This is a genomic window from Synechococcus sp. CB0205, from assembly GCF_000179255.1.
Taxonomy (GTDB): Bacteria; Cyanobacteriota; Cyanobacteriia; order PCC-6307; family Cyanobiaceae; genus Vulcanococcus.
Genome location: NZ_ADXM01000034.1, coordinates 1 through 19,535, shown reverse-complemented (window position 1 = coordinate 19,535; position 19,535 = coordinate 1). Strand labels below are relative to the sequence as shown.

Below are 19,535 nucleotides of genomic sequence, written 5' to 3'. Positions count from 1 at the left end.
GGCCGCCCTTCACTGGAGGGCAGTCTCCCTCAGTTCAGCAGCAACGGCTACGCGGGCTCCAGGCTTCCTTCGAGGCGGCGGCGCAGCTGACCACAGGCCGCATCCGCGTCCAAACCGCGGCTGGCGCGAACACTGACGGCCACATGCCGGTCCATCAGCGCTCGCCGGAAGGCTTCGACGGCCTGGGGGGTGGGGCGCTGGAACTCCTCTTCCTGGATCGGGTTGTAAGGAATCAGGTTCACGTGGCTTTGGAAGCCCCGCAGCAACTGAGCCAGCGCCGCCGCATGGCGCGGCTGATCATTCAGGCCACCCAGCAGGATGTATTCGAAACTGACTCGGCGGCCGGTGATCTCCACGTACCGGCGGCAGTCCTCGAGCAACGCCTCAATCGGGTAGGCATGGGCGGTGGGGATCAGCTCCTCGCGAAGCCGCTGATCCGGAGCGTGCAAACTCACCGCCAGGGTGAATTGGGCACGGCCCAGGCGCTCGAGGGCCAACTCCGCCAATCGCGGCAAGGTGCGCGGAACCCCGACGGTGCTGACCGTGATCTGACGCTGGGCCATGCCCAGATCCGTGCAGAGGCAATCAATGGCCGAGAGCACGGACTCCACGTTCAGGAGCGGCTCACCCATCCCCATGAAGACCACATGACTGGGGCGTTGGTCCATGACCTCACGCACACTCAGCACCTGATCCACGATTTCGTGAACCGCCAGGGAGCGTTGCAGCCCCCCCTTGCCGGTGGCGCAAAAACGGCAGGCCATCGGGCAGCCCACCTGGCTGCTGACGCAGACCGTCAGGCGACCTTCCGCCGGGATGCCGACGGTTTCAATGCTGAGCTGATCGTGGGTCCCCAACAGCAACTTGGTCGTGCCATCACTGGCGATGCTGCGGTGGAGCTCCCGCGAGCGTCCCATCCAGTCGAACGCAGCGGCAGGGGGTTGGGCTGCGAGCTCCTCGCGGAAGGCCTTGGGCAAGACCGAGACCTGATCCAGGGAGCGCGCTCCCTTGGCATAGAGCCAGTCATGGAGTTGACGGCCGCGGAAGGCGGCCTGCCCGTGCTGCTTGGCCCACTGCTCCAAAGCAGAGAGGCCCATCCCCAACAGGGGACGGGCCTCGTCGAGTGGCGGGCTGGCCTGGGGCATCAACCCCAAGCCAACAGCGCATGCCCCAGCTTGTACTCCACCGCCAGCAGGGCGATGAAGCCCAGCATTGCGACACGACCGTTCAGTCGTTCGGTATGGGTGTGGAAGCCGTAGCGCGGCAAACGGCGCTGGGGAACGAGCTTGGGCTGGATCATGACTCGTCGGCCAACAGACCCTCATTCTGGAGACCCTGAACGGCCTCCGGGTCGGCGATCAGCTCCTCCTCAAGTCCTTCTTCCACCGTGGGGCGGGTGAAGGCTGCGGTGGTGCTGGCGCTGGCCTCGATGCCGTGGCGGGTGCGGGTGGCATCCAGGTCGGCATCGGAGGGATCGTCGAGGATCGCGCCGGCATTGGCCACAGAGGGAGCTGCGGGCATATCGACGGTGTAATCCGGGCGCAGGTTCTGCAGACGGCGGTAGTTCATCGCATCCTCATCAAGGATGTCGGGATGGGGACCCGCCTCAGCGCGGAGCTCCTCTTCGAAGCCGCTGAAGCCGGTACCTGCAGGGATCAGGCGACCAATGATCACGTTCTCCTTGAGGCCGCGCAGCCAGTCGCTCTTGCCCTCGATGGCGGCTTCGGTCAGCACGCGGGTGGTCTCCTGGAAGGAGGCCGCGGAGATGAAGCTGTCGGTGTTGAGGGAGGCCTTGGTGATGCCGAGCAGCACCGGAGTGAACTCAGAGGGAGCACCACCGGTGATGGCCATGGCGCTGTTGACCTGCTCCACCTGACGCAGTTCGATCAGCTCACCAGGCAGCAGGGTGGTGTCGCCGGCGTCCTCGATCCGGACCTTGCTGGTCATCTGACGAACAATCACCTCGATGTGCTTGTCGTCGATGGTCACGCCCTGGGACTTGTAGACGTTCTGGACTTCCTGCACCAGGCGGAACTGGAGCTTGGAGATCGCCTCCATGGCCGCTTCCAGGGTCGGCTTGCGGCTGCGCAGATCTTCGAAGAAGCACTCCAGCAGCTCGTGGGGGTTGATCGGACCGTCGGTCAGCAGCTCACCGGCGGTGACTTGCTGGCTGTCGCTGACCATCACGTTCCGGCCCAGGAGGATCGGGTACTCGGTGATGGAGTCATCGCCTTCGATGACCGTCACGGTGACGGAGTCGTCGTCGTCGCCCTGCTTGATCTCAACGGTGCCGGCCTTGCGGCAGAGCACAGCCGATTCCCGCGGACGGCGGGCCTCGAGCAGTTCCTCAATACGAGGCAGACCCTGCACGATGTCACCGGTCTTCTGGCGCTCGAACACCAGCAGGGCCAGGGAGTCACCGCGCTGCACCAGTTCACCATCGCGAACGTGCAGGACGGAGTCGGGCGAGACCATGTAGGGACGGCCCAAGCGGATGGTGAGGGTGTTGCCATCCACGGACTGAACCTGACCGCAACAGGGGGCAGGAACGCCCTTGGCCAAGAGATCGCCATCGACGAAGCGCTGACCGGGCTTGACCTCGGACTTCGCAGAGCCCAGGTCAATGCTGCGGGTGTCGCTTGCGCGCTCAACGATCAGACGGCGCACAGGCTCACCGTCGATCACATCGGGGACCTGGACCACACCATCTTCCTTGCAGAGGATTTGGGTGGTTGCGACCACATCACCGGCCTTGACGCTGTCGCCGTCATTGACGGAGAGGTCGGTATGGGTGGAACCGTGGCTGGCGTCAGACAGGGTGTCGCGACGGACAAGCAGGCTCTCAAGGATCACGAGCTGGAGGCGCTCGATGGTCTTGGCGCGCTTGTCGGGAACAGCCTCGACATCCACCGTCATTTGAGGGGTGGTGTCAAAGGTTTCGAGGATCAGCTGCGTGCGCAGCAGTTCGACGCCCTCAACGCTCTTGATCAGCTCGCCGTCCTTGAAGGCCAAACGCTGGGTGGCCTTGAGGCCCAGGCTGGGACCGTTCTTCTGGGTGACGCTACCGAGATCAGGCAGGTGAGCCTCATCGGGGATGCGGTACTCCTCAACGGGACGCAGCAGCAGGGCGCCGCCCTCGGAGGTCTCGACGGCTTCAACGAAGACCATGGCGTCGGCCTTGAGACCCTTGGCGATCTCCTCGCCGGGGTTGACCATCTTGCCGTCGCTGTAGCGAGCCACGACCTTGGCGTCGGAGACGTGGTGCAGCTGGCCAGAGCGAACGATGATCTCGCGAAGAATGTCGTTCTTCTGGGTGACGGTGACGATGCCCGCGGTCTGGCTGAAGATGTCCTTCACCACCTCGGTGCCGGCTTCAATCCACTGACCGTCTTCGATCATCAACAGGGAGATGTCCTTGTTGATCTCGTGGGTCTCCTGGGGGATCCAGAGCAGGGTGCCGCCCTTGTTGACCTCGTAGCCATTCTTGGCGCTACGGGCTTTCTTGATGGCCAGGCCAGGGGCGAACTTGACGATGCCACCGGTCTGGGTGCGGAAGCGATCATCGGCGAGTTCCGCGATCACCTCACCGTTACCGATCTTGGTGCCGGGGTGGGTGTTGAGGCGATAGCGGATGTTGTCCTTGCCCTCCAGGTGCCAGAGCTCACCAGCATGGGTGGATTCACCCAGCAGCTTGCAGTCCTTCAGGGTGAGGCTGGTGGTGACGATCTGGACCTCACGGGAGTCGCCAGCGCTCTCGCGCAGGCGCACGGCACCGCCGTACTCACTGACCAGACGGCTCTCGGCCAGAACCTCTCCAGTGGTGACCTTGGTGTTGCCAGCAATCACGGGCTGGGCGTTGGGCGGCAGGTTGTAGACATCGCCGCTGTAGACCCACATCCGGCCAAGACGCTGGGCCTTGAAGGTGCTGTTGCCCTGGCGGTCGGTGACCTCACGGGGCTGGATGGCGTCCTCGTAGCGCACCTGGCCAGCCAGGTCACAGATGACGTCTTTGGTGGCCTTCTCAACGCTCTTCTTGACGGAGGAGCCAGAAGAGATCTGAGCCAGCATCATGTCGGCCGGCACCTCAGCGGCATCGGTGACGAACAGCAGGGAACCGGCGGTGATCGAGAGCTTCTGGGCCTTGCCGCTGCCGCTGGGCTTTAGGGTCAGGGGGAAATCGTTCTCGGCGATCTGAGCCTCCACACCGTGGGGGGTGCGGAAGGGGCGCACGCGAGCCTTGGCTCCAAACTCGATCGTGCCCGCGATTTGCGAGCGAACCACACCCGTTTCTGCGGTGGACACACCACCGGTGTGGAAGGTCCGCATGGTGAGCTGGGTACCGGGCTCACCGATGGACTGGGCAGCGACGATGCCGACGGCTTCGCCCAGGTCAACCAGTTGGTTGTGGGCCAGGGCCCAGCCGTAGCACTTGCGGCAAACCGAACGGGCGGCTTCGCAGGTCAGCGGTGAACGAACCACCACGGTCTGAACGCCGGCGGCTTCGATCTGGGCGGTGATGACGGCATCGATCTCACCATCGCGGTCGACGATCAGATTGCCTTCGCCGTCCAGAACGGGTTCAGCAGCAAGACGGCCGACGAGTTTGGCGGCGTAACGACCCCTGTCATCAGCGTTGATGGGAATACCGCGGGTGGTGCCGCAGTCGTCCTCGCGCACGATCACGTCCTGGGCGACGTCCACCAGACGACGGGTCAGGTAACCGGAGTCGGCGGTACGCAGTGCCGTGTCCACCAGACCCTTACGGGCGCCGTAGGAGGAGATGACGTACTCAGTAACCGTCAGGCCTTCACGGAAGTTGGTCCGGATCGGAAGGTCAATAATTTCCCCTTGGGGGTTGGCCATCAGGCCGCGCATGCCCACCAGCTGACGCACCTGGGACATGTTTCCCCGGGCCCCGGAGTTGGCCATCATCCAGACCGAGTTCAGCGGGTCGTTCTCGTTGAAGTTCTTCTTGACTTCTTCAACCAGACGCTCGTTGGTTTCAGTCCAGGTGTCGATCACCTTGGTGTGCCGCTCCACCTCGGTGATTTCACCCAGGCGATAGCGCTCCTCGGTGTCGGTGATCTGCTGCTCTGCTTCTTCCAGCAGACGGGCCTTTTCACCGGGGATCCGCAGGTCATCCACGGAGATGGAGACGGCGGCCTGGGTGGCGTAATGGAAGCCCAGATCCTTCAGCTCATCGGCCAGGGAAGCCGTCGCCGCGGTGCCGTGGTTCTTGTAAGCCCACGCCATCAAGTTGCGCAGCTGCTTCTTATCGATCGTCCGATTACGGAAGGTCGGGGCCGCCTTGCTCAAGGGTGCGTTAGCGGGAGCAGGAGCTTCGGCCTTGGCCGACTTCTTGCTGGTCTTCTTGCTGGTCTTCTTAGAGGGAGTGGCGGTCATGGCTGCGCGCGATGAAGGGGAGTTAGGGGTTGAAAACGTCCGGGATCTCAGGCGGCTGCCACCGCATCGATGATCGTGCTGTTCATCACCACGCGTCCGACGGTGGTCAACAGATAACGGCTGATCAGAGCACCGTCCTCATCGAGACGATCACGACGGAACCTCCACTGTTCAATCCGAGTCCCATCGCTGAGGGTCTCCTGCTGCACCGGCTCCTTGGCTTCACCTTCGGTATCGACTTCACCGTTGAAGCGCACCCAGACCCAGTCGTGCATGGTCAGGTGCTTGTCTTCAAAGGCATTCAGCACGTCACGCAGGCCAGCGAAGGTGCGGCTGCGGTCACCGAACTCAGGCTTGATGCCAGCCGGCTGCTCGGCGGTGAGGTAGTAGGCACCCAACACCATGTCCTGAGACGGCGTGATGATCGGATCGCCCGTTGCCGGAGAAAGGATGTTGTTGCTGGCCAGCATCAACATGCGGGCTTCGGTCTGTGCCTCGATGGCCAGGGGCACGTGGACGGCCATCTGGTCACCGTCAAAGTCAGCGTTGAAGGCCGGGCAAACCAGGGGGTGGAGCTGAATGGCGCGGCCATCAACCAGCTTCGGCTCAAAGGCCTGAATGCCGAGACGGTGCAGGGTTGGTGCTCGGTTCAGCATGATCGGGTGACCGTCGATCACCTCCTGCAGCACCTGCATCACCTCATCGTCGGCACGTTGAATCAGCTTCTTCGCAGCCTTGATGTTGTTGACGATGTTCTGACGAATCAGACGGTGAATGACGAAGGGCTGGAACAGCTCGATCGCCATCTCCTTGGGCAGACCGCACTGGTGCATCTTCAGCTTCGGACCCACCACGATCACGGAACGACCGGAGTAGTCGACGCGCTTACCGAGCAGGTTCTGACGGAAGCGGCCCTGCTTGCCCTCAATGATGTCGCTCAGTGATTTGAGCGGACGGTTGTTGGCACCCACCACGGTGCGACCGCGACGGCCGTTATCGATCAGGGCGTCAACCGCCTCCTGCAGCATCCGCTTCTCGTTGCGGACGATGATTTCAGGGGCGAGGATTTCCTGCAAACGGGCCAACCGGTTGTTCCGGTTGATCACACGGCGGTAGAGGTCGTTGAGGTCAGAGGTTGCGAAACGGCCACCATCGAGCTGCACCATAGGGCGCAGGTCGGGGGGAATCACCGGAATCACGTCCAGGACCATCCACTCAGGACGGGCGCCGGTGGCGATGAAGTTGTCGATCACGCGCAGGCGCTTGATCAACTTGGCGCGCTTCTGACCTTTCGAGCCAGCGATCTCTTCGCGGAGCTGTTCAGCAACGACCGGAAGATCCAGGTCTTCGAGCAGCTGCTTGAGAGCCTCAGCGCCGATACCAACGGTGGGCTCGTTCTCGATCTCCGAATCTTCTGCGTAGATCTCGTCTTCGATCTCCAGCCACTCGTCTTCGGTGAGCAGCTGCTTGTAGGTCAGATCCTTGTGGTCGCCCTGGTCGAGCACCACATAGCAGTTGAAATAAACAATCTGCTCAACATCCCGCAGGGGCATGTCCAGCAGGATGGCCACGTAGCTGGGGATGCCCTTCAGGTACCAAACGTGGGACACCGGAGCGGCAAGCTTGATGAAGCCCATCCGGTGACGGCGCACCCGGCTTTCCGTGACCTCCACACCGCAGCGCTCGCAGACGATGCCGCGGTGGCGCACCCGCTTGTACTTACCGCAGTGGCATTCCCAGTCTTTGGAGGGGCCAAAGATCTTCTCGCAGAAGAGCCCGTCCATTTCGGGCTTCAGGGTGCGGTAGTTGATGGTTTCGGGCTTGGTGACCTCGCCCACCACCTGACCGTTAGGCAGCGTGCGCTGCCCCCACTGCATGACCCGCTCGGGTGAGGCGAGCGTGATCTTGACGTAATCGAAGTGGTTTTCGGTGCGGAGATTGCTGTTGGTCATGACCTAAGAGCGCGCGGAGATCGGAAGGAAGAAGGGATCTGACGGTCACCCCAAAGGGTGGGCCGAGTTGATCAGCAATCAGTCGTCGTCGTAATCCGCGACGCCGAGGGATTCGTAGGTGGGTCGGTTGGGGGTGCTGCGGCGTGGATTCACGTCCTGCATGAGGTCGACTTCCTCACCCGCATCGGTGTAGACCGCGATGTCGAGACCCAGGGACTGAAGCTCGCGCATCAGCACCTTGAAGGACTCGGGGGTGCCAGGACGAGGAATCGGCTTGCCCTTGACGATGGCATTGAGCGCCTCGTTGCGGCCCTGCATGTCGTCGGACTTGACGGTGAGCAGTTCCTGCAGGGTGTAGGCGGCGCCGTAGGCCTCGAGGGCCCAGACCTCCATCTCACCCAGACGCTGGCCGCCCTGCTGGGCCTTACCACCCAGGGGCTGCTGGGTGACCAGGGAGTAGGGACCCGTGGAGCGAGCGTGAATCTTGTCGTCCACCAGGTGAACCAGCTTGAGGATGTGGGCGTAGCCCACGGTCACGGGCTGGTCAAAGGCCTCGCCGGTCCGGCCATCGATCAACTGGATCTTGCCGGGGTTATCAGGGTTGTAGACCCAGTCCTTACCGGGCTGGGACTTAGCTGCCTCGAGATAGGCCTGAACGGTGTTCTTCGAGGTCTCAGGGCCGTGCATTTCGTCGAAGGGCACCACCTTGACGCGGCAGTCCAGGTGGGATGCAGCCCAGCCCATCAAGCACTCGAAGACCTGTCCGACGTTCATCCGGCTCGGCACACCCAGGGGGTTGAGCACGATGTCGATCGGGGTGCCGTCGGGCAGATAGGGCATGTCCTCCAGGGGAAGGATGCGGCTGATGATGCCCTTGTTGCCGTGGCGGCCAGCCATCTTGTCGCCGACCTGGATCTTGCGGCGCTGGGCCACGTAGACCCGAACCACCATGTTTGCGCCGGGCGGCAGCTCATCGCCCTGCTCGCGGGTATAGATCCGGACGTCGACCACACGGCCACGCTCGGTGCTGGGAACGCGCAGGGAGTTGTCGCGGACATCGCGAGCCTTCTCACCGAAGATCGCGCGCAGCAGCTTCTCTTCCGGGGGCTGGTCCGACTCACCCTTGGGGGTCACCTTGCCGACCAGGATGTCGCCGCTTTCGACATAGGCACCAATGCGGATGATGCCCATCTCGTCCAGGTTGCCCAGGCTCTCCTCGGCAACGTTGGGGATCTCGCGGGTGATCTCCTCAGGTCCAAGCTTGGTCTGACGGGCTTCGATCTCGTACTTCTCGATGTGCACCGAGGTGTAGAGGTCGTCGCGCACCAGGCGCTCGGAAACGAGAATCGCGTCCTCGTAGTTGTAGCCCTCCCAGGGCATGTAGGCGATCAGAACGTTCTGACCCAGGGCGATTTCACCACCCTCACAGGCCGAACCGTTGGCCAGGACCTGACCGGCAATCACCTGATCGCCAAGTTTGACGATCGGACGATGGTTGAGGCAGGTGTCCTGGTTGGAGCGCTGGTACTTCTGGAGGTAGTGGGTGTGGTCGTTGCCCTCTTCATCGCGAATGACGATCGCGGTGGCATCGACAAAGCTGACCGTGCCGTTGACGGTGGTGATGGGGACCATGCCCGAGTCACGGGCGACCTGGGTCTCTAGACCGGTGCCGACCAGGGGACGCTCAGGGCGCAGCAGAGGCACAGCCTGACGTTGCATGTTCGAACCCATCAGGGCCCGGTTGGCGTCGTCGTGCTCGAGGAAGGGGATCAGCGAGGTTGCAACCGAGATCACCTGAACCGGTGAGAGCTGCACGTAGTCGACCTGCTCGGGGGGCACGGTCTCAAAGTCCTGGCGGTAGCGCACGGGAACCAGTTCGGCCTTGATCCGGCCATCGGCGTCGGTGGCGACGTCGCCAGGAGCCACACGGCACTCGTCCTCGAGATCCGCCGAGAGGTAGAGGGGGTCACCCTGCTTGAGGACGATGCCGTCCTCCACCTTCCAGAAGGGGGTCTCGATGAAGCCGTACTCGTTCACCCGGGCGTGGGTGGCCAAGGAGCCAATCAGACCGGCATTCGGACCTTCAGGGGTCTCGATCGGGCAAATCCGGCCGTAGTGGGAAGGGTGGATGTCGCGCACGGCAAAGCCAGCGCGCTCGCGGGTCAGACCGCCTGGCCCCAGGGCGCTGATGCGGCGCTTGTGGGTCAGCTCAGCCAGGGGATTCGTCTGATCCATGAACTGGCTCAGCTGGCTGGAGCCGAAGAACTCCTTGATCGCAGCCACCAGGGGCTTGGGGTTCACCAGCTGGGCCGGGGTCAGACTCTCGGTCTCACCAACGGTCATCCGCTCTTTGATGATCCGCTCGAGGCGATTCAGACCAACGCGGACCTGGTTCTGTAGCAATTCGCCCACGGAGCGAACGCGGCGGTTACCGAGGTGGTCGATGTCATCGAGGGTGGCGCCACCCACATCGAGCTCAAGGTTGATCAGGTAATCGATCGTGCTGAGGACGTCCTCAGGGGTGAGGGTGCGCGTCGCATCGGGAATGGTCAGGCGCAGCTTCTTGTTGATCTTGTAGCGACCAACCCGGCCGAGGTCGTAGCGCTTGGGATCAAAGAAGCGGCTGTGCAGCAGGGTCTGACCACCGCTCACCGAGGGGGGTTCACCCGGACGCAGCTTCTTGTAGAGCTCAAGCAGAGCCTGGTCTTCTGAAGCGATGCCTTCGTCGTTCGCCGCCTCGATGGACTTTTGGTAGTACTCGGGGTGGCGCAGCTTGTCGAGGACGTCGTTGTCGGACAGGCCGATGGCCCGCATCAACACGTGGGCGTTGATCTTGCGGGTCTTGTCGACGCGAACGTGCAGCAGGTCGTTCTTGTCGGTTTCAAACTTCAGCCAGGCGCCACGGTTGGGGATCAGGCTGGCGTTAAAGGTCTTACGGCCGTTTTTGTCCTGCTCGTCTTTAAAATAGACGCCGGGTGAACGCACGATCTGGTTCACGATCACGCGCTCGGCGCCGTTGATGATGAACGTGCCGCGCTCGGTCATCAGGGGCAGTTCCCCGATGAACACTTCCTGCTCCTTGATTTCGCCGGTCTCCTTGTTGACCAGGCGGCAGGTCACATACATCTGGGACGCGAAGGTCGCGTCACGGCGCTTGGCCTCTTCCACGTCGTGGCGAGGGCGCTTCAGGCGGTACTCGCTACCGATGAAGTGCAGCTCAAGCTTGCCGGTGTAGTCGGTGATCGGGGAGAAGCTCTCCAGCTCCTCGATCAGGCCCTTCTCCAGAAACCATTTGAAGCTCGCGCGCTGCACCTCCACCAGGTCGGGGAGGTAAGTGGCGGTCTTGGCGACCTGAATCGCGCTGCTCATGCGGTGAACCTGCAGGAACGGGTGAAACGGAACGGAGGGCCTGGACAGCAGTTTCAGAACCAGGCGGAGATCAAGACGAAGGGGGATGCCAGCGCGACATCACCACACAGACGACAGAGCCAGCCGTCCCTCTCGGGAGCGACTGGCCAGCTGGGGCGCCTATTCAGATCGCTTGAACACCGCTGGGAACGACAACTCGCACCGGAAAGACAACGCACCACTGGTCATGGGCTAACTCACCAGATCGCTGGCGAGCGCTTTCGGGCTGCAACGAGCACGGATAAATCACGACTCGCTGCCAGGCCAATGAAACATCATACATTGTGAAGAGCGGGTCCAAACAGTGCACAGGCGTTGCGGGTGCTCTGTAAGGCAACGGTCTGCAGCGGCTCCTGGCGCAGGACTGCCACTCGCTCCGCCACAGCCATCACATAGGAAGGCTCGTTGCGCTTGCCCCGTCGCGGCACGGGCGCCAAGAACGGGCAGTCGGTCTCCACGAGGTATCGATCCGCGGGAACCGTTTGGGCGCAGGCATGGGTGTCGGTGGCCTTCGGGAAGGTCACATTGCCGCTAAAGCTGATGTAGAGCCCCAACTCGAGGAACCCCTGCATTTCCTCGGGAGTGCCGCTCCAGCAGTGCATCACGCCCTTAGGGCAGGCACCCCGCTCAGCACGCTCGCGCAACTCGGCAAGCATCGGTTCGGCGGCATCGCGGCAGTGAATGATCACGGGCAGATCCAGCTCCACCGCCAGGTCCAACTGGGGCCGGAGCATCGCCAGCTGTTGCTCGAGATTGTTGTCGCGGAACAGATCCAGGCCGAGCTCGCCGATCGCCACGACCCTGGGGTCAGCTTGAGCCGCCTCGCGCAACACCTGCTGCGTGTTGGACGCCCAATGCTCCGGATCCAGAGGATGAACGCCAACGGAGTAGCGAAGCTCGGGGAAGCGATCGGCCAGCGCTCGAATCGCCGGAATCTCAGAAGGCTCCACACATGCGTGAAGGAGGCGCCCCACACCGGCATCACGCCAGCGTTGAGCAACCTCCTCCAAGTCTTCGTCGAAATTTCGAAAGACGATGTGGCAGTGGCTGTCAATCAAAGGAGCCGGAAGGCTCTCGAGAGCGACGGCAGCTGCCATGGATCCAAGGTTCACCTGGATCCAACCTAAAAAATCAGGCCTTCGCTGCGGGCTCGATGGCGCTCTTGACAGCAGCGCTCAGGCGAGATTTCTGGTGGGCACCGTTGTTGCGGTGCAGCACGCCGACCTTGACGGCCTTGTCGATCTTGCTGAAGGCAGCGCTCAGGCTCGACTGGACAGCCTGCTTGGCTGCATCGCCGGGCTCCTGGCTGTAGGCGGTGCAAGCGGCGAAGCAACGCTTCATCAGGGTGCGGACCGCAGACTTGTAGGTGCGGTTGTGCAGACGATTGCGCTCGGCAACCTCAATGCGTTTCTTCGACGACTTGTTATTGGCCACAGACGGAAAAGGCGCTGATTCGGCAGTCGACAAGCTTACCCCCTGGCTTGCGACCCTCCCCAAAGGCTGAGCAACTAGCTTGAACAATCACCGCCGCACCACGGTTTCGTGACCGCCAGCTCCCCTCCAAGCCGTGCCGAGTCGATCGCACCGCTGCAGATCGAGCTGCTGCGCGATGCCGAGCAGGCCGGTCTTCGGCTCGAGGCCATCGCCGAGCGCACCGGTAGCGGCCAAAGCCGAGAGGTCGCCCAACGGGTTGAGGGAATCCTCGAGCAGGTGCAACAGCAGGGCGATGCCGCCCTCTTTGAACTGACCGAGCGTTTTGATGGGGTCCGCCCGGATCCTTTGCGCGTTCCCAAGGAGGAGATCGAAGCGGCCTGGGCCGCCACCTCCCCTGAGCTGCAGGAGGCCCTGGCCCTGGCCCACCGCCGGATCCTGGACTTCCACCAGCGCCAACTGCCCAACGACCTGGCCATCACCGGAGAGCACGGAGAGCGACTGGGCCGCCGCTGGCGCCCGGTGGAGCGGGCCGGTCTCTATGTCCCAGGGGGCCGCGCCAGCTACCCCAGCACCGTTTTGATGAATGCAGTGCCCGCCAAGGTTGCGGGGGTCAAGCGGGTGGTCATGGTGACCCCTCCCGGACCCGACGGCCGCATCAACAGCACCGTGCTGGCGGCAGCCCACCTAGCGGGAATCGATGAGATCTATCGGGTCGGAGGTGCCCAAGCCGTGGGAGCTCTGGCCTACGGCACGGAATCCATCCCCCGGGTGGATGTCATCAGCGGTCCAGGCAACCTCTATGTAACCCTGGCCAAAAAAGCGGTCTACGGCCGGGTCGCCATTGACTCACTAGCTGGCCCGAGTGAAGTGCTGGTGATCGCCGATGCCAGCGCCAACCCTGACCACGTCGCGGCCGATCTCCTGGCGCAGGCGGAGCACGACCCCCTCGCTGCAGCAATCCTTCTGACCACCAGCGAGGAACTGGCACGGGCCATCCCCGCCGCGATTGAGCAGCAACTGGAGGGACACCCCCGTGCCGCCATCACCCGTCAGGCCCTCAACGACTGGGGCTTGATCGTGGTCTGCTCAGACCTGGATGAGGCGGCACAGCTCAGTGATCGCTTTGCCCCCGAACACCTGGAACTGCAGGTGGAGCAGCCTGAGCCCCTGGCCGAACAGATCCAACAGGCCGGGGCGATCTTCATGGGGGCCTGGACCCCGGAGGCTGTTGGCGATTACCTGGCCGGCCCAAACCACACCCTGCCGACCTCGGGTACGGCCCGATTCGCCGGAGCGCTGTGCGTGGAGACCTTCATGCGCCACACCAGCTTGATTCAATTCAACCGGCAAGCACTGGAAGCCACCGGCGCTGCCGTTGGCACCCTGGCTGACAGCGAGGGACTTCACAGCCACGCAGAGTCCGTTCGCCGGCGCCTGGCCTAAGCACTCAGCGCTTGACCAGATCCCGGACGCCGGCAACACCGTCGTTGATCTCGCCCACCAGCACCTGGTCGGTGATGTTCACGAACAGACCGTTCTCGAGGACGCCGGGGAGATTGTTGATCTCCTTCTCCAGGCTGACGGGATCGCCGATGCCACCGCTGAACTTGACGTCCAGCACGAGGTTGCCCTGGTCCGTCACGACGGGACCAGCCTTTTTGACTGCCATACGGAGCTGGGCGTCACCCCCCATCTCCTTGAGCTGGCCCTGGACCTGACGCCAAGCACCGGGCATCACCTCCACGGGCAGCAGAAAGCCCAGGTTGAGGGTGTCCACGAGCTTGGTGGAATCCACCACCACCACGAAGCGCTTGGCACGAACCGCCACCAGCTTCTCCTGGACATGGCAGGCGCCACCGCCCTTGATCAACTGGAACGAAGGATCCACCTCATCGGCGCCATCGATGGCCAGATCGATCCGATCCACGGCATTCAGGCTCTGCAGCGGGATACCCAGCTCGGCAGCAAGCACCTCACCTTGGAAGGAGGTGGTCACCCCAACGATGTCCCGCAGCTCTCCGCTTTTGAGCTTGGCGCCGAGGGCCTGAATCATCAGGGCAGCGGTTGAACCGGAGCCCAAGCCCACCACCATTCCGCTCTGGATCTGCTCGGTGGCTGCAGCCGCCACCGCCTGTTTCATCTGGTCCTGCAGATCCGCCATCACGCCGTTTTCACTGGCCAGTGACCGTAGCTCAGGCCTCAGGAATGCGGCAGCGCCTCAGGCCGGATCGAGAGATCGATCTGTTCCTCGCCCCGCAACACGCGGATCGCCAGAACATCACCAACCTGGGAGGCCTCCACCAAACGCAGCAGCTCCCCGGGATCGCTGACCTCTTGATCCGCCGCCTGGACCACCAGATCTCCCCGGCGCAAGCCAGCCCGTTCGGCAGGGCTATCCGGGATCACCCGTTGCACCAGTGCCCCGTCCCGCTCGGGCAGTTGGAGCAGGGCATTGGGGTCAGCGTTGTTGTCGCGAGCCAGCCTCGGATTGAGGGGAACTAGCTGTAGGCCCAGGTAGGGGTGCACCACGGAGTCCCCTTGGCTCAGTTGGGCCGCAACACCCTTGGCCAGGTTGATCGGGATCGCGAAACCCAATCCGGCTCCCGGACCCGAACGCACCAGGGTGTTGATCCCAATCACCTCGCCGCTGGCATTAATCAGTGGGCCTCCGGAATTGCCCGGATTGATCGCCGCATCGGTCTGAATCAATTCCAGACGCTTGTCCGAGAAGCCCAGGCTGGTGATGTTGCGGTGCAGGCTGCTGACGATGCCCAGGGTGACGGTGCGCTCCAAGCCATAGGGGGTCCCTAAGGCGATGGCCCAATCCCCCACCTCCAGGGCACTGGAGTCCCCCAGTGGCGCGGACTTCAACCCCTGGGTTTTGGCAATGCGCACCACCGCCAGATCGGTCACGGGATCGATTCCGAGCACCGAGCCCTCCAGCTCTTGACCACTGGCCAGCGTCACCTCAACCCGGTCAGCGCCATCCACGACGTGAGCGTTCGTGAGAACCATGCCTTGACCATCAATCACGATTCCGGATCCCTGCCCGCGCTCACGGCTATTGGGGATCTGATCGCCAAACATCTCCCGCAGGAGCGGGTCACTAAAGGAAGGGTCCAGACCAATCCGTGGGACGGTCCTCTCGGTGTCGATCCGCACGACCGCCGGCCCAACCCGTTTCACCGCCGCAGAGACAAAACTGTGGTTGGTGTTGCTTCCAAAGTCCGCCCAGGCTGGAGCCGCCGGGAACCAAGCGGCCAGCAACAACACCAGGGCCAGCAGAACGCGCACCAAGATCCGCAAAAACCGAAGGCTAGGCAGATTCCACGGGAGACCAACGCAGAAGGGTCGAGGCCACCTCGCCCGAGGGCTGCAAGGTCAGCCAACGCCCCCCCGGCCAGTCAGGCCGCCCCAAGGGACAGGGTTGAACAGCCGCAAAGGACGCCAACGACGAGGGACAGGCCCAAAGGGGTATGGGAGACCCAGCGCCGCTGCGGGGCAGTTCGCCCTGCCAATGCTGGTGGACATGGCCGAAGAGAACGGCTTTGAGGGCTGGGGCCCGCTGGAGGCAGCGAAGAAACGGGCCTGGATCCTGCAGAGCGATCGGATCCAAGCCTGAATCACCAATGGGCACCGGGGGATGGTGCAAAGCCAGCACCACGGGCTGATCGGCCAGCTCCAGCTGGCGCTCGAGCCAGGCCAGCTGCCTGGGGTCAAGGAAGCCAGCAACGGCGCCACTGCGGTGACTCGAGAGCAACAGCAGCGTCCAGTCGCCGAGGTCCAGGGCCGCCGGGGCAATCACAGCGCGACGTCCCAAGGCCGATCGCATCAGGGCCGGATGGTCGTGGTTGCCCGGGGTCAAGGCCAGGGGGACCTCCCTCAGGGGTTCAACGTCCTCCAGGACCTCCTTCAGGCGGCGATACCCACCCCAGCTTTCGTCCTGGCAGAGGTCCCCTGTGATCAGCAGCAGATCCGGGGGCTGATCGATCTGGGAGAGGGCCTGCCGCAGGCCGTGGCGCAAGGACGCCATGGAGGGACGACCTCGGCAGTGCCCCCGAGGGTCTGCCAGGAGGTGCGGATCACTCAACTGAAGGAGGCCAGGCACACCAACCGAGCAGATCAATGGCCCTAAGTTGCCCGTTCTTGACCGAGCTGGCATGGCCGCTATCCCCCCGGGCACCCGTCAACGCTGTGCTCTCTGCCAAGTGGAGATTCAGGGCTTAGTCGGCGGCCTGGATCAGGTGCACTTCAGCCAAGGCAAGCCCTCCACCCGCTCCAAGCTCTACGCCCGGGTTTGCCAGTTCCTGCGCACAGACGAACAAAAGTCGCAGTGCCTCAACCAGGACCCCAGCTTGCGGGGCGAGGCCCAACCTGGGGATGCCTACATGGAGCCACCTGCTGTCGATCTCGGCAGCATGGGGGCCTGACGCTCCAAGGCCGATCACGTACTGTTGTGTTGTGCCCGGCGGGCACCTCTGACTGAACAGCGCTGACTCCTCGGGAGCAGCTGGACAGCCAGACAGCAGATCACTGCAGGTGCCGGACGGGTCGCCCGTTCCCCTGTTCACGATCCAGGCTTTGCCGCATCCCCTGCACCCTGACCTCCAAACCCTGGCTAGCCAGGCGGCGGAGGGCGCTGGATTCCAGGTCTGCGGCCTTGAACTGCTCACCCATCGAATTCCGATGACGTTGCTGGTCCAGCTGCGTCTGGCCGATGGCGGAGACGTGAGCCTGGACAACTGCGCCAGCTTCAGCGGAGTGCTGGGCGACGCCATCGAGAACAGCGGGCTGCTGCAGGACCCCTATGTCCTGGAAGTCAGCAGTCCGGGCGTCAGCGAGCAGCTGAGCGACGACCGAGACTTCCGCAGCTTCCGCGGATTCCCGGTTTCGATCCGCTACCGCGACACCAAATCCGGGGGCGACAACGAGCGTGAGGGCCTCTTGCTCGAACGCGATGAGGAGAACGTTCTCCTCAACGTCCGGGGACGCACGGTTCGAATCCCGCGCCCCGATGTGATCAGCGTGAAGCTGGTGACTCCCAAAGAGGCCTAACCCCTCCGTTCCCCTCTCCAATCCCGCACCCAACCACCTGCCATGGCACTGGTCCTGCTCCCCGGTCTCTCCAATCTGATCGAGGACATCAGCGAAGAGAAAAAACTGCCCCCTGCGGTGGTGGAAGCGGCCCTGCGTGAAGCCCTGCTCAAGGGCTATGAGCGCTACCGCCGCACCCTTTATCTGGGGATTAGCGAGGACCCCTTCGAGGAGGACTACTTCTCCAACTTCGATGTCGCCCTGGATCTCGACGAAGAGGGCTACCGGGTACTGGCCTCCAAAATCATCGTTGAAGAGGTCGAGAGCGAAGACCACCAAATCTCACTGGCCGAAGTGATGCAGGTGGCGGAAGACGCCCAGGCCGGTGACACCGTGGTGCTGGACGTCACCCCCGAGAAGGAAGACTTCGGCCGCATGGCCGCCGCCACCACCAAACAGGTGCTGGCCCAGAAGCTGCGCGACCAGCAGCGCCGCATGATCCAGGAGGAGTTCGCCGACCTGGAAGATCCCGTCCTGACCGCTCGCGTGATTCGCTTCGAGCGACAGAGCGTGATCATGGCCGTCAGCAGCGGACTGGGTCGCCCCGAAGTGGAGGCCGAACTCCCCCGCCGCGACCAGCTGCCCAATGACAACTACCGGGCCAACGCCACCTTCAAGGTCTTCCTGAAGGAAGTCAGTGAGATTCCTCGCCGCGGACCTCAACTGTTTGTCAGCCGCGCCAACGCCGGTCTGGTCGTCTATCTCTTCGAGAACGAAGTGCCCGAGATCCAGGAGGGGTCGGTCCGCATCGTTGCCGTCGCCCGTGAGGCCAACCCCCCTCCCGCTCGGTCGGTCCCCGCACCAAGGTGGCCGTGGACAGCGTGGAGCGCGAAGTGGACCCTGTCGGCGCCTGCATTGGCGCCCGCGGCTCTCGCATCCAGCAGGTCGTGAACGAACTGCGTGGCGAAAAAATCGATGTCATCCGCTGGTCCCATGACCCTGGCCAGTACATCGCCAACTCCCTGAGCCCCGCCCGCGTGGAAGCGGTTCGACTGGTGGATCCCGAAGGGCAGCATGCCCACGTCCTGGTGCCCCCCGATCAGCTCAGCCTGGCCATCGGCCGTGAGGGTCAAAACGTCCGTCTCGCCGCTCGCCTGACCGGCTGGAAGATCGACATCAAGAACAGCACCGAGTACGACCAGGCCTCTGAGGACGAGAAGGTCGCGGAACTGATCTCCATGCGCCAGGAAGAGGAAGCGCTTCAGGCGGAAGCTGAAGCCCGGATGGAGGCAGAACACGCCCTGCGTGCCGAGGAAGACGCCCGTCTGCGGGAGCTCTATCCCCTGCCCGAGGACGAAGAGGAGTACGGCGAGCAGGCCCAGTACGACGAAGCGGCCTACGAGCAAGAGCCTGTGGCTGAGGCTGAGGCTGAGTCCACCGAAGCCGTGGCAACGGAAGACGCAGTCGAAGAGGCTGTCGAAGAGACGACCGACGAGGAAGGAGCCCGGTGAAGCAACAGCCCGTCCTCAGGCGTTGTGTGACCTGCCGTGCACTGCTGGATCGCCAGCACCTGCTACGGGTCATCCGCCTTGCCGAGGGCGGCATGGCTCTGGACCAAGGGATGGGCCGATCGGCCTATCTCTGTCCGACCGAGAGCTGTTTTGAGGAAGCCAAGCGCCGCAAACGTCTGCAGAAGGCACTCCGGTGCCAAGTGTCAGATTCCATCTACGCGGCCTTGGCGCAGCGCCTGAATGCCACCTCTTATCAGGCGCTGAGGCAAGATAAATAGTGGCCTCACTGTGGGTGATGGCCCGGTGGCACGTGTTGCCCCCGACCACTTGGAGCACTTGATGACCAGCAGCGGCAAAGTCAGGATTTACGAGCTGTCCAAGGACTTGGGCCTTGAGAACAAGGACGTGCTCGATGCCGCCGAGAAACTGTCGATCGCAGCGAAGAGCCATAGCAGCTCCATCAGCGATGACGAGGCAGCAAAAATCCGCAGCCTGATCAAAGGTGGCGGGAATGGCAGCAAGGCCGCTCCGACGGTGGACGAGCCCAAGAAAGCCATCCTCTCGGTCAAGAAGGCCGCTCCTGCTGCAGCGGCAGCGCCTGCGAAACCCGCAGCGGCTAAACCCGTAGCAGCCAGCCCTGCTCCGGCGAAACCTGCTGCTGCGGCCCCTGCTCCTCGGCCCCAGCCCCAGGCCAAGCCCGCCGCTCCGTCCGCTCCAGCTCGCCCGGCCGCACCAACCGCTCCCCCAGCCCGCCCTGGGGCAGCGGCCAAGCCCGCAGCCAAACCTGCGGCCA

15 protein-coding genes and 1 pseudogene are annotated in these 19,535 nt (G+C 63.4%); 6 read left to right on the top strand and 10 right to left on the bottom strand.

The genetic code is table 11. The features are described from left to right. Nucleotides 1–47 precede the first annotated feature (47 nt). The 7 genes from rlmN to rpsT form a co-directional block, all read right to left on the bottom strand. Nucleotides 48–1,145: a 23S rRNA (adenine(2503)-C(2))-methyltransferase RlmN gene (gene rlmN / locus CB0205_RS0105425; RefSeq protein ID WP_010315251.1), complete on the bottom strand. Its 1,098-nt coding sequence runs from the start codon at nucleotides 1,143–1,145 to the stop codon at nucleotides 48–50. After that, entirely contained in the window at nucleotides 1,145–1,300 is a 156-nt protein-coding gene (locus CB0205_RS0105420) for a high light inducible protein (RefSeq protein WP_010315249.1), read from the bottom strand. The genes rlmN and CB0205_RS0105420 overlap by 1 nt, the downstream gene beginning before the upstream one ends. Continuing rightward, nucleotides 1,297–5,403, bottom strand: a complete 4,107-nt coding sequence (locus CB0205_RS0105415) for a DNA-directed RNA polymerase subunit beta' (protein ID WP_010315247.1) — start codon at nucleotides 5,401–5,403, stop codon at nucleotides 1,297–1,299. The genes CB0205_RS0105420 and CB0205_RS0105415 overlap by 4 nt, the downstream gene beginning before the upstream one ends. 47 nt (nucleotides 5,404–5,450) lie before the next feature. Beyond that, on the bottom strand, nucleotides 5,451–7,355 hold the full coding sequence (locus CB0205_RS0105410) for a DNA-directed RNA polymerase subunit gamma (RefSeq protein ID WP_010315245.1): 1,905 nt from the start codon (nucleotides 7,353–7,355) through the stop codon (nucleotides 5,451–5,453). A gap of 78 nt (nucleotides 7,356–7,433) precedes the next feature. After that, on the bottom strand, nucleotides 7,434–10,724 hold the full coding sequence (gene rpoB, locus CB0205_RS0105405; RefSeq protein ID WP_010315244.1) for a DNA-directed RNA polymerase subunit beta: 3,291 nt from the start codon (nucleotides 10,722–10,724) through the stop codon (nucleotides 7,434–7,436). A gap of 314 nt (nucleotides 10,725–11,038) precedes the next feature. Beyond that, entirely contained in the window at nucleotides 11,039–11,860 is an 822-nt protein-coding gene (locus CB0205_RS0105400) for a TatD family hydrolase (protein WP_010315242.1), read from the bottom strand. 34 nt (nucleotides 11,861–11,894) lie between these two features. Beyond that, nucleotides 11,895–12,197: a 30S ribosomal protein S20 gene (rpsT, locus tag CB0205_RS0105395; RefSeq protein ID WP_010315240.1), complete on the bottom strand. Its 303-nt coding sequence runs from the start codon at nucleotides 12,195–12,197 to the stop codon at nucleotides 11,895–11,897. 108 nt (nucleotides 12,198–12,305) lie between these two features. Here rpsT and hisD point away from each other — a divergent pair, with 108 nt between their 5' ends. After that, nucleotides 12,306–13,640 carry a histidinol dehydrogenase gene (gene hisD / locus CB0205_RS0105390; protein WP_010315238.1) on the top strand — a complete coding sequence of 445 codons (1,335 nt, stop codon included), beginning with the start codon at nucleotides 12,306–12,308 and terminating at the stop codon, nucleotides 13,638–13,640. A gap of 4 nt (nucleotides 13,641–13,644) precedes the next feature. On the opposite strand, the gene rpiA is transcribed toward hisD, so the two are convergent. The 3 genes from rpiA to CB0205_RS0105375 are packed head-to-tail and all read right to left on the bottom strand — an operon-like array spanning nucleotide 13,645 to nucleotide 16,287. Further along, nucleotides 13,645–14,358 (bottom strand): ribose-5-phosphate isomerase RpiA, encoded by a 714-nt coding sequence (rpiA, locus tag CB0205_RS0105385; protein WP_010315237.1) that lies wholly within the window; start codon nucleotides 14,356–14,358, stop codon nucleotides 13,645–13,647. Nucleotides 14,359–14,396: 38 nt separating this feature from the next. Next, complete coding sequence (locus tag CB0205_RS0105380) at nucleotides 14,397–15,491, bottom strand: trypsin-like peptidase domain-containing protein (RefSeq protein ID WP_156797826.1); 1,095 nt, start codon at nucleotides 15,489–15,491, stop codon at nucleotides 14,397–14,399. Nucleotides 15,492–15,513: 22 nt separating this feature from the next. Then, on the bottom strand, nucleotides 15,514–16,287 hold the full coding sequence (locus CB0205_RS0105375) for a metallophosphoesterase (protein ID WP_232197247.1): 774 nt from the start codon (nucleotides 16,285–16,287) through the stop codon (nucleotides 15,514–15,516). Between the two features lie 70 nt (nucleotides 16,288–16,357). On the opposite strand from CB0205_RS0105375, the gene CB0205_RS0105370 reads away from it, so the two are divergent. The 5 genes and pseudogenes from CB0205_RS0105370 to CB0205_RS14285 all read left to right on the top strand — a co-directional run. Further along, nucleotides 16,358–16,627 carry a hypothetical protein gene (locus tag CB0205_RS0105370; RefSeq protein WP_010315231.1) on the top strand — a complete coding sequence of 90 codons (270 nt, stop codon included), beginning with the start codon at nucleotides 16,358–16,360 and terminating at the stop codon, nucleotides 16,625–16,627. A 151-nt stretch (nucleotides 16,628–16,778) separates the two neighbouring features. Further along, nucleotides 16,779–17,252: a ribosome maturation factor RimP gene (gene rimP, locus CB0205_RS0105365; RefSeq protein WP_029626137.1), complete on the top strand. Its 474-nt coding sequence runs from the start codon at nucleotides 16,779–16,781 to the stop codon at nucleotides 17,250–17,252. 42 nt (nucleotides 17,253–17,294) lie between these two features. Beyond that, nucleotides 17,295–18,742 (top strand): annotated as a pseudogene (gene nusA, locus CB0205_RS14290) (transcription termination factor NusA). Further along, nucleotides 18,739–19,020: a YlxR family protein gene (locus CB0205_RS0105355; protein WP_029626136.1), complete on the top strand. Its 282-nt coding sequence runs from the start codon at nucleotides 18,739–18,741 to the stop codon at nucleotides 19,018–19,020. The pseudogene nusA and the gene CB0205_RS0105355 overlap by 4 nt, the downstream one beginning before the upstream one ends. A gap of 25 nt (nucleotides 19,021–19,045) precedes the next feature. Next, nucleotides 19,046–19,535: translation initiation factor IF-2 N-terminal domain-containing protein (locus tag CB0205_RS14285; RefSeq protein ID WP_304412081.1), on the top strand; the 490-nt coding region annotated here is incomplete at its 3' end.

Bases quoted from the DNA above. Each gene is read 5' to 3' on its own strand.
- CB0205_RS0105415 (WP_010315247.1), bottom strand. From the start codon at position 5,403: ATGACCGCCACTCCCTCTAAGAAGACCAGCAAGAAGACCAGCAAGAAG.
- rpiA (WP_010315237.1), bottom strand. From the start codon at position 14,358: ATGGCGGATCTGCAGGACCAGATGAAACAGGCGGTGGCGGCTGCAGCC.
- rlmN (WP_010315251.1), bottom strand. From the start codon at position 1,145: ATGCCCCAGGCCAGCCCGCCACTCGACGAGGCCCGTCCCCTGTTGGGG.
- CB0205_RS0105400 (WP_010315242.1), bottom strand. From the start codon at position 11,860: ATGGCAGCTGCCGTCGCTCTCGAGAGCCTTCCGGCTCCTTTGATTGAC.
- CB0205_RS0105420 (WP_010315249.1), bottom strand. From the start codon at position 1,300: ATGATCCAGCCCAAGCTCGTTCCCCAGCGCCGTTTGCCGCGCTACGGC.
- CB0205_RS0105410 (WP_010315245.1), bottom strand. From the start codon at position 7,355: ATGACCAACAGCAATCTCCGCACCGAAAACCACTTCGATTACGTCAAG.
- CB0205_RS0105370 (WP_010315231.1), top strand. From the start codon at position 16,358: ATGGCCGCTATCCCCCCGGGCACCCGTCAACGCTGTGCTCTCTGCCAA.
- rpoB (WP_010315244.1), bottom strand. From the start codon at position 10,724: ATGAGCAGCGCGATTCAGGTCGCCAAGACCGCCACTTACCTCCCCGAC.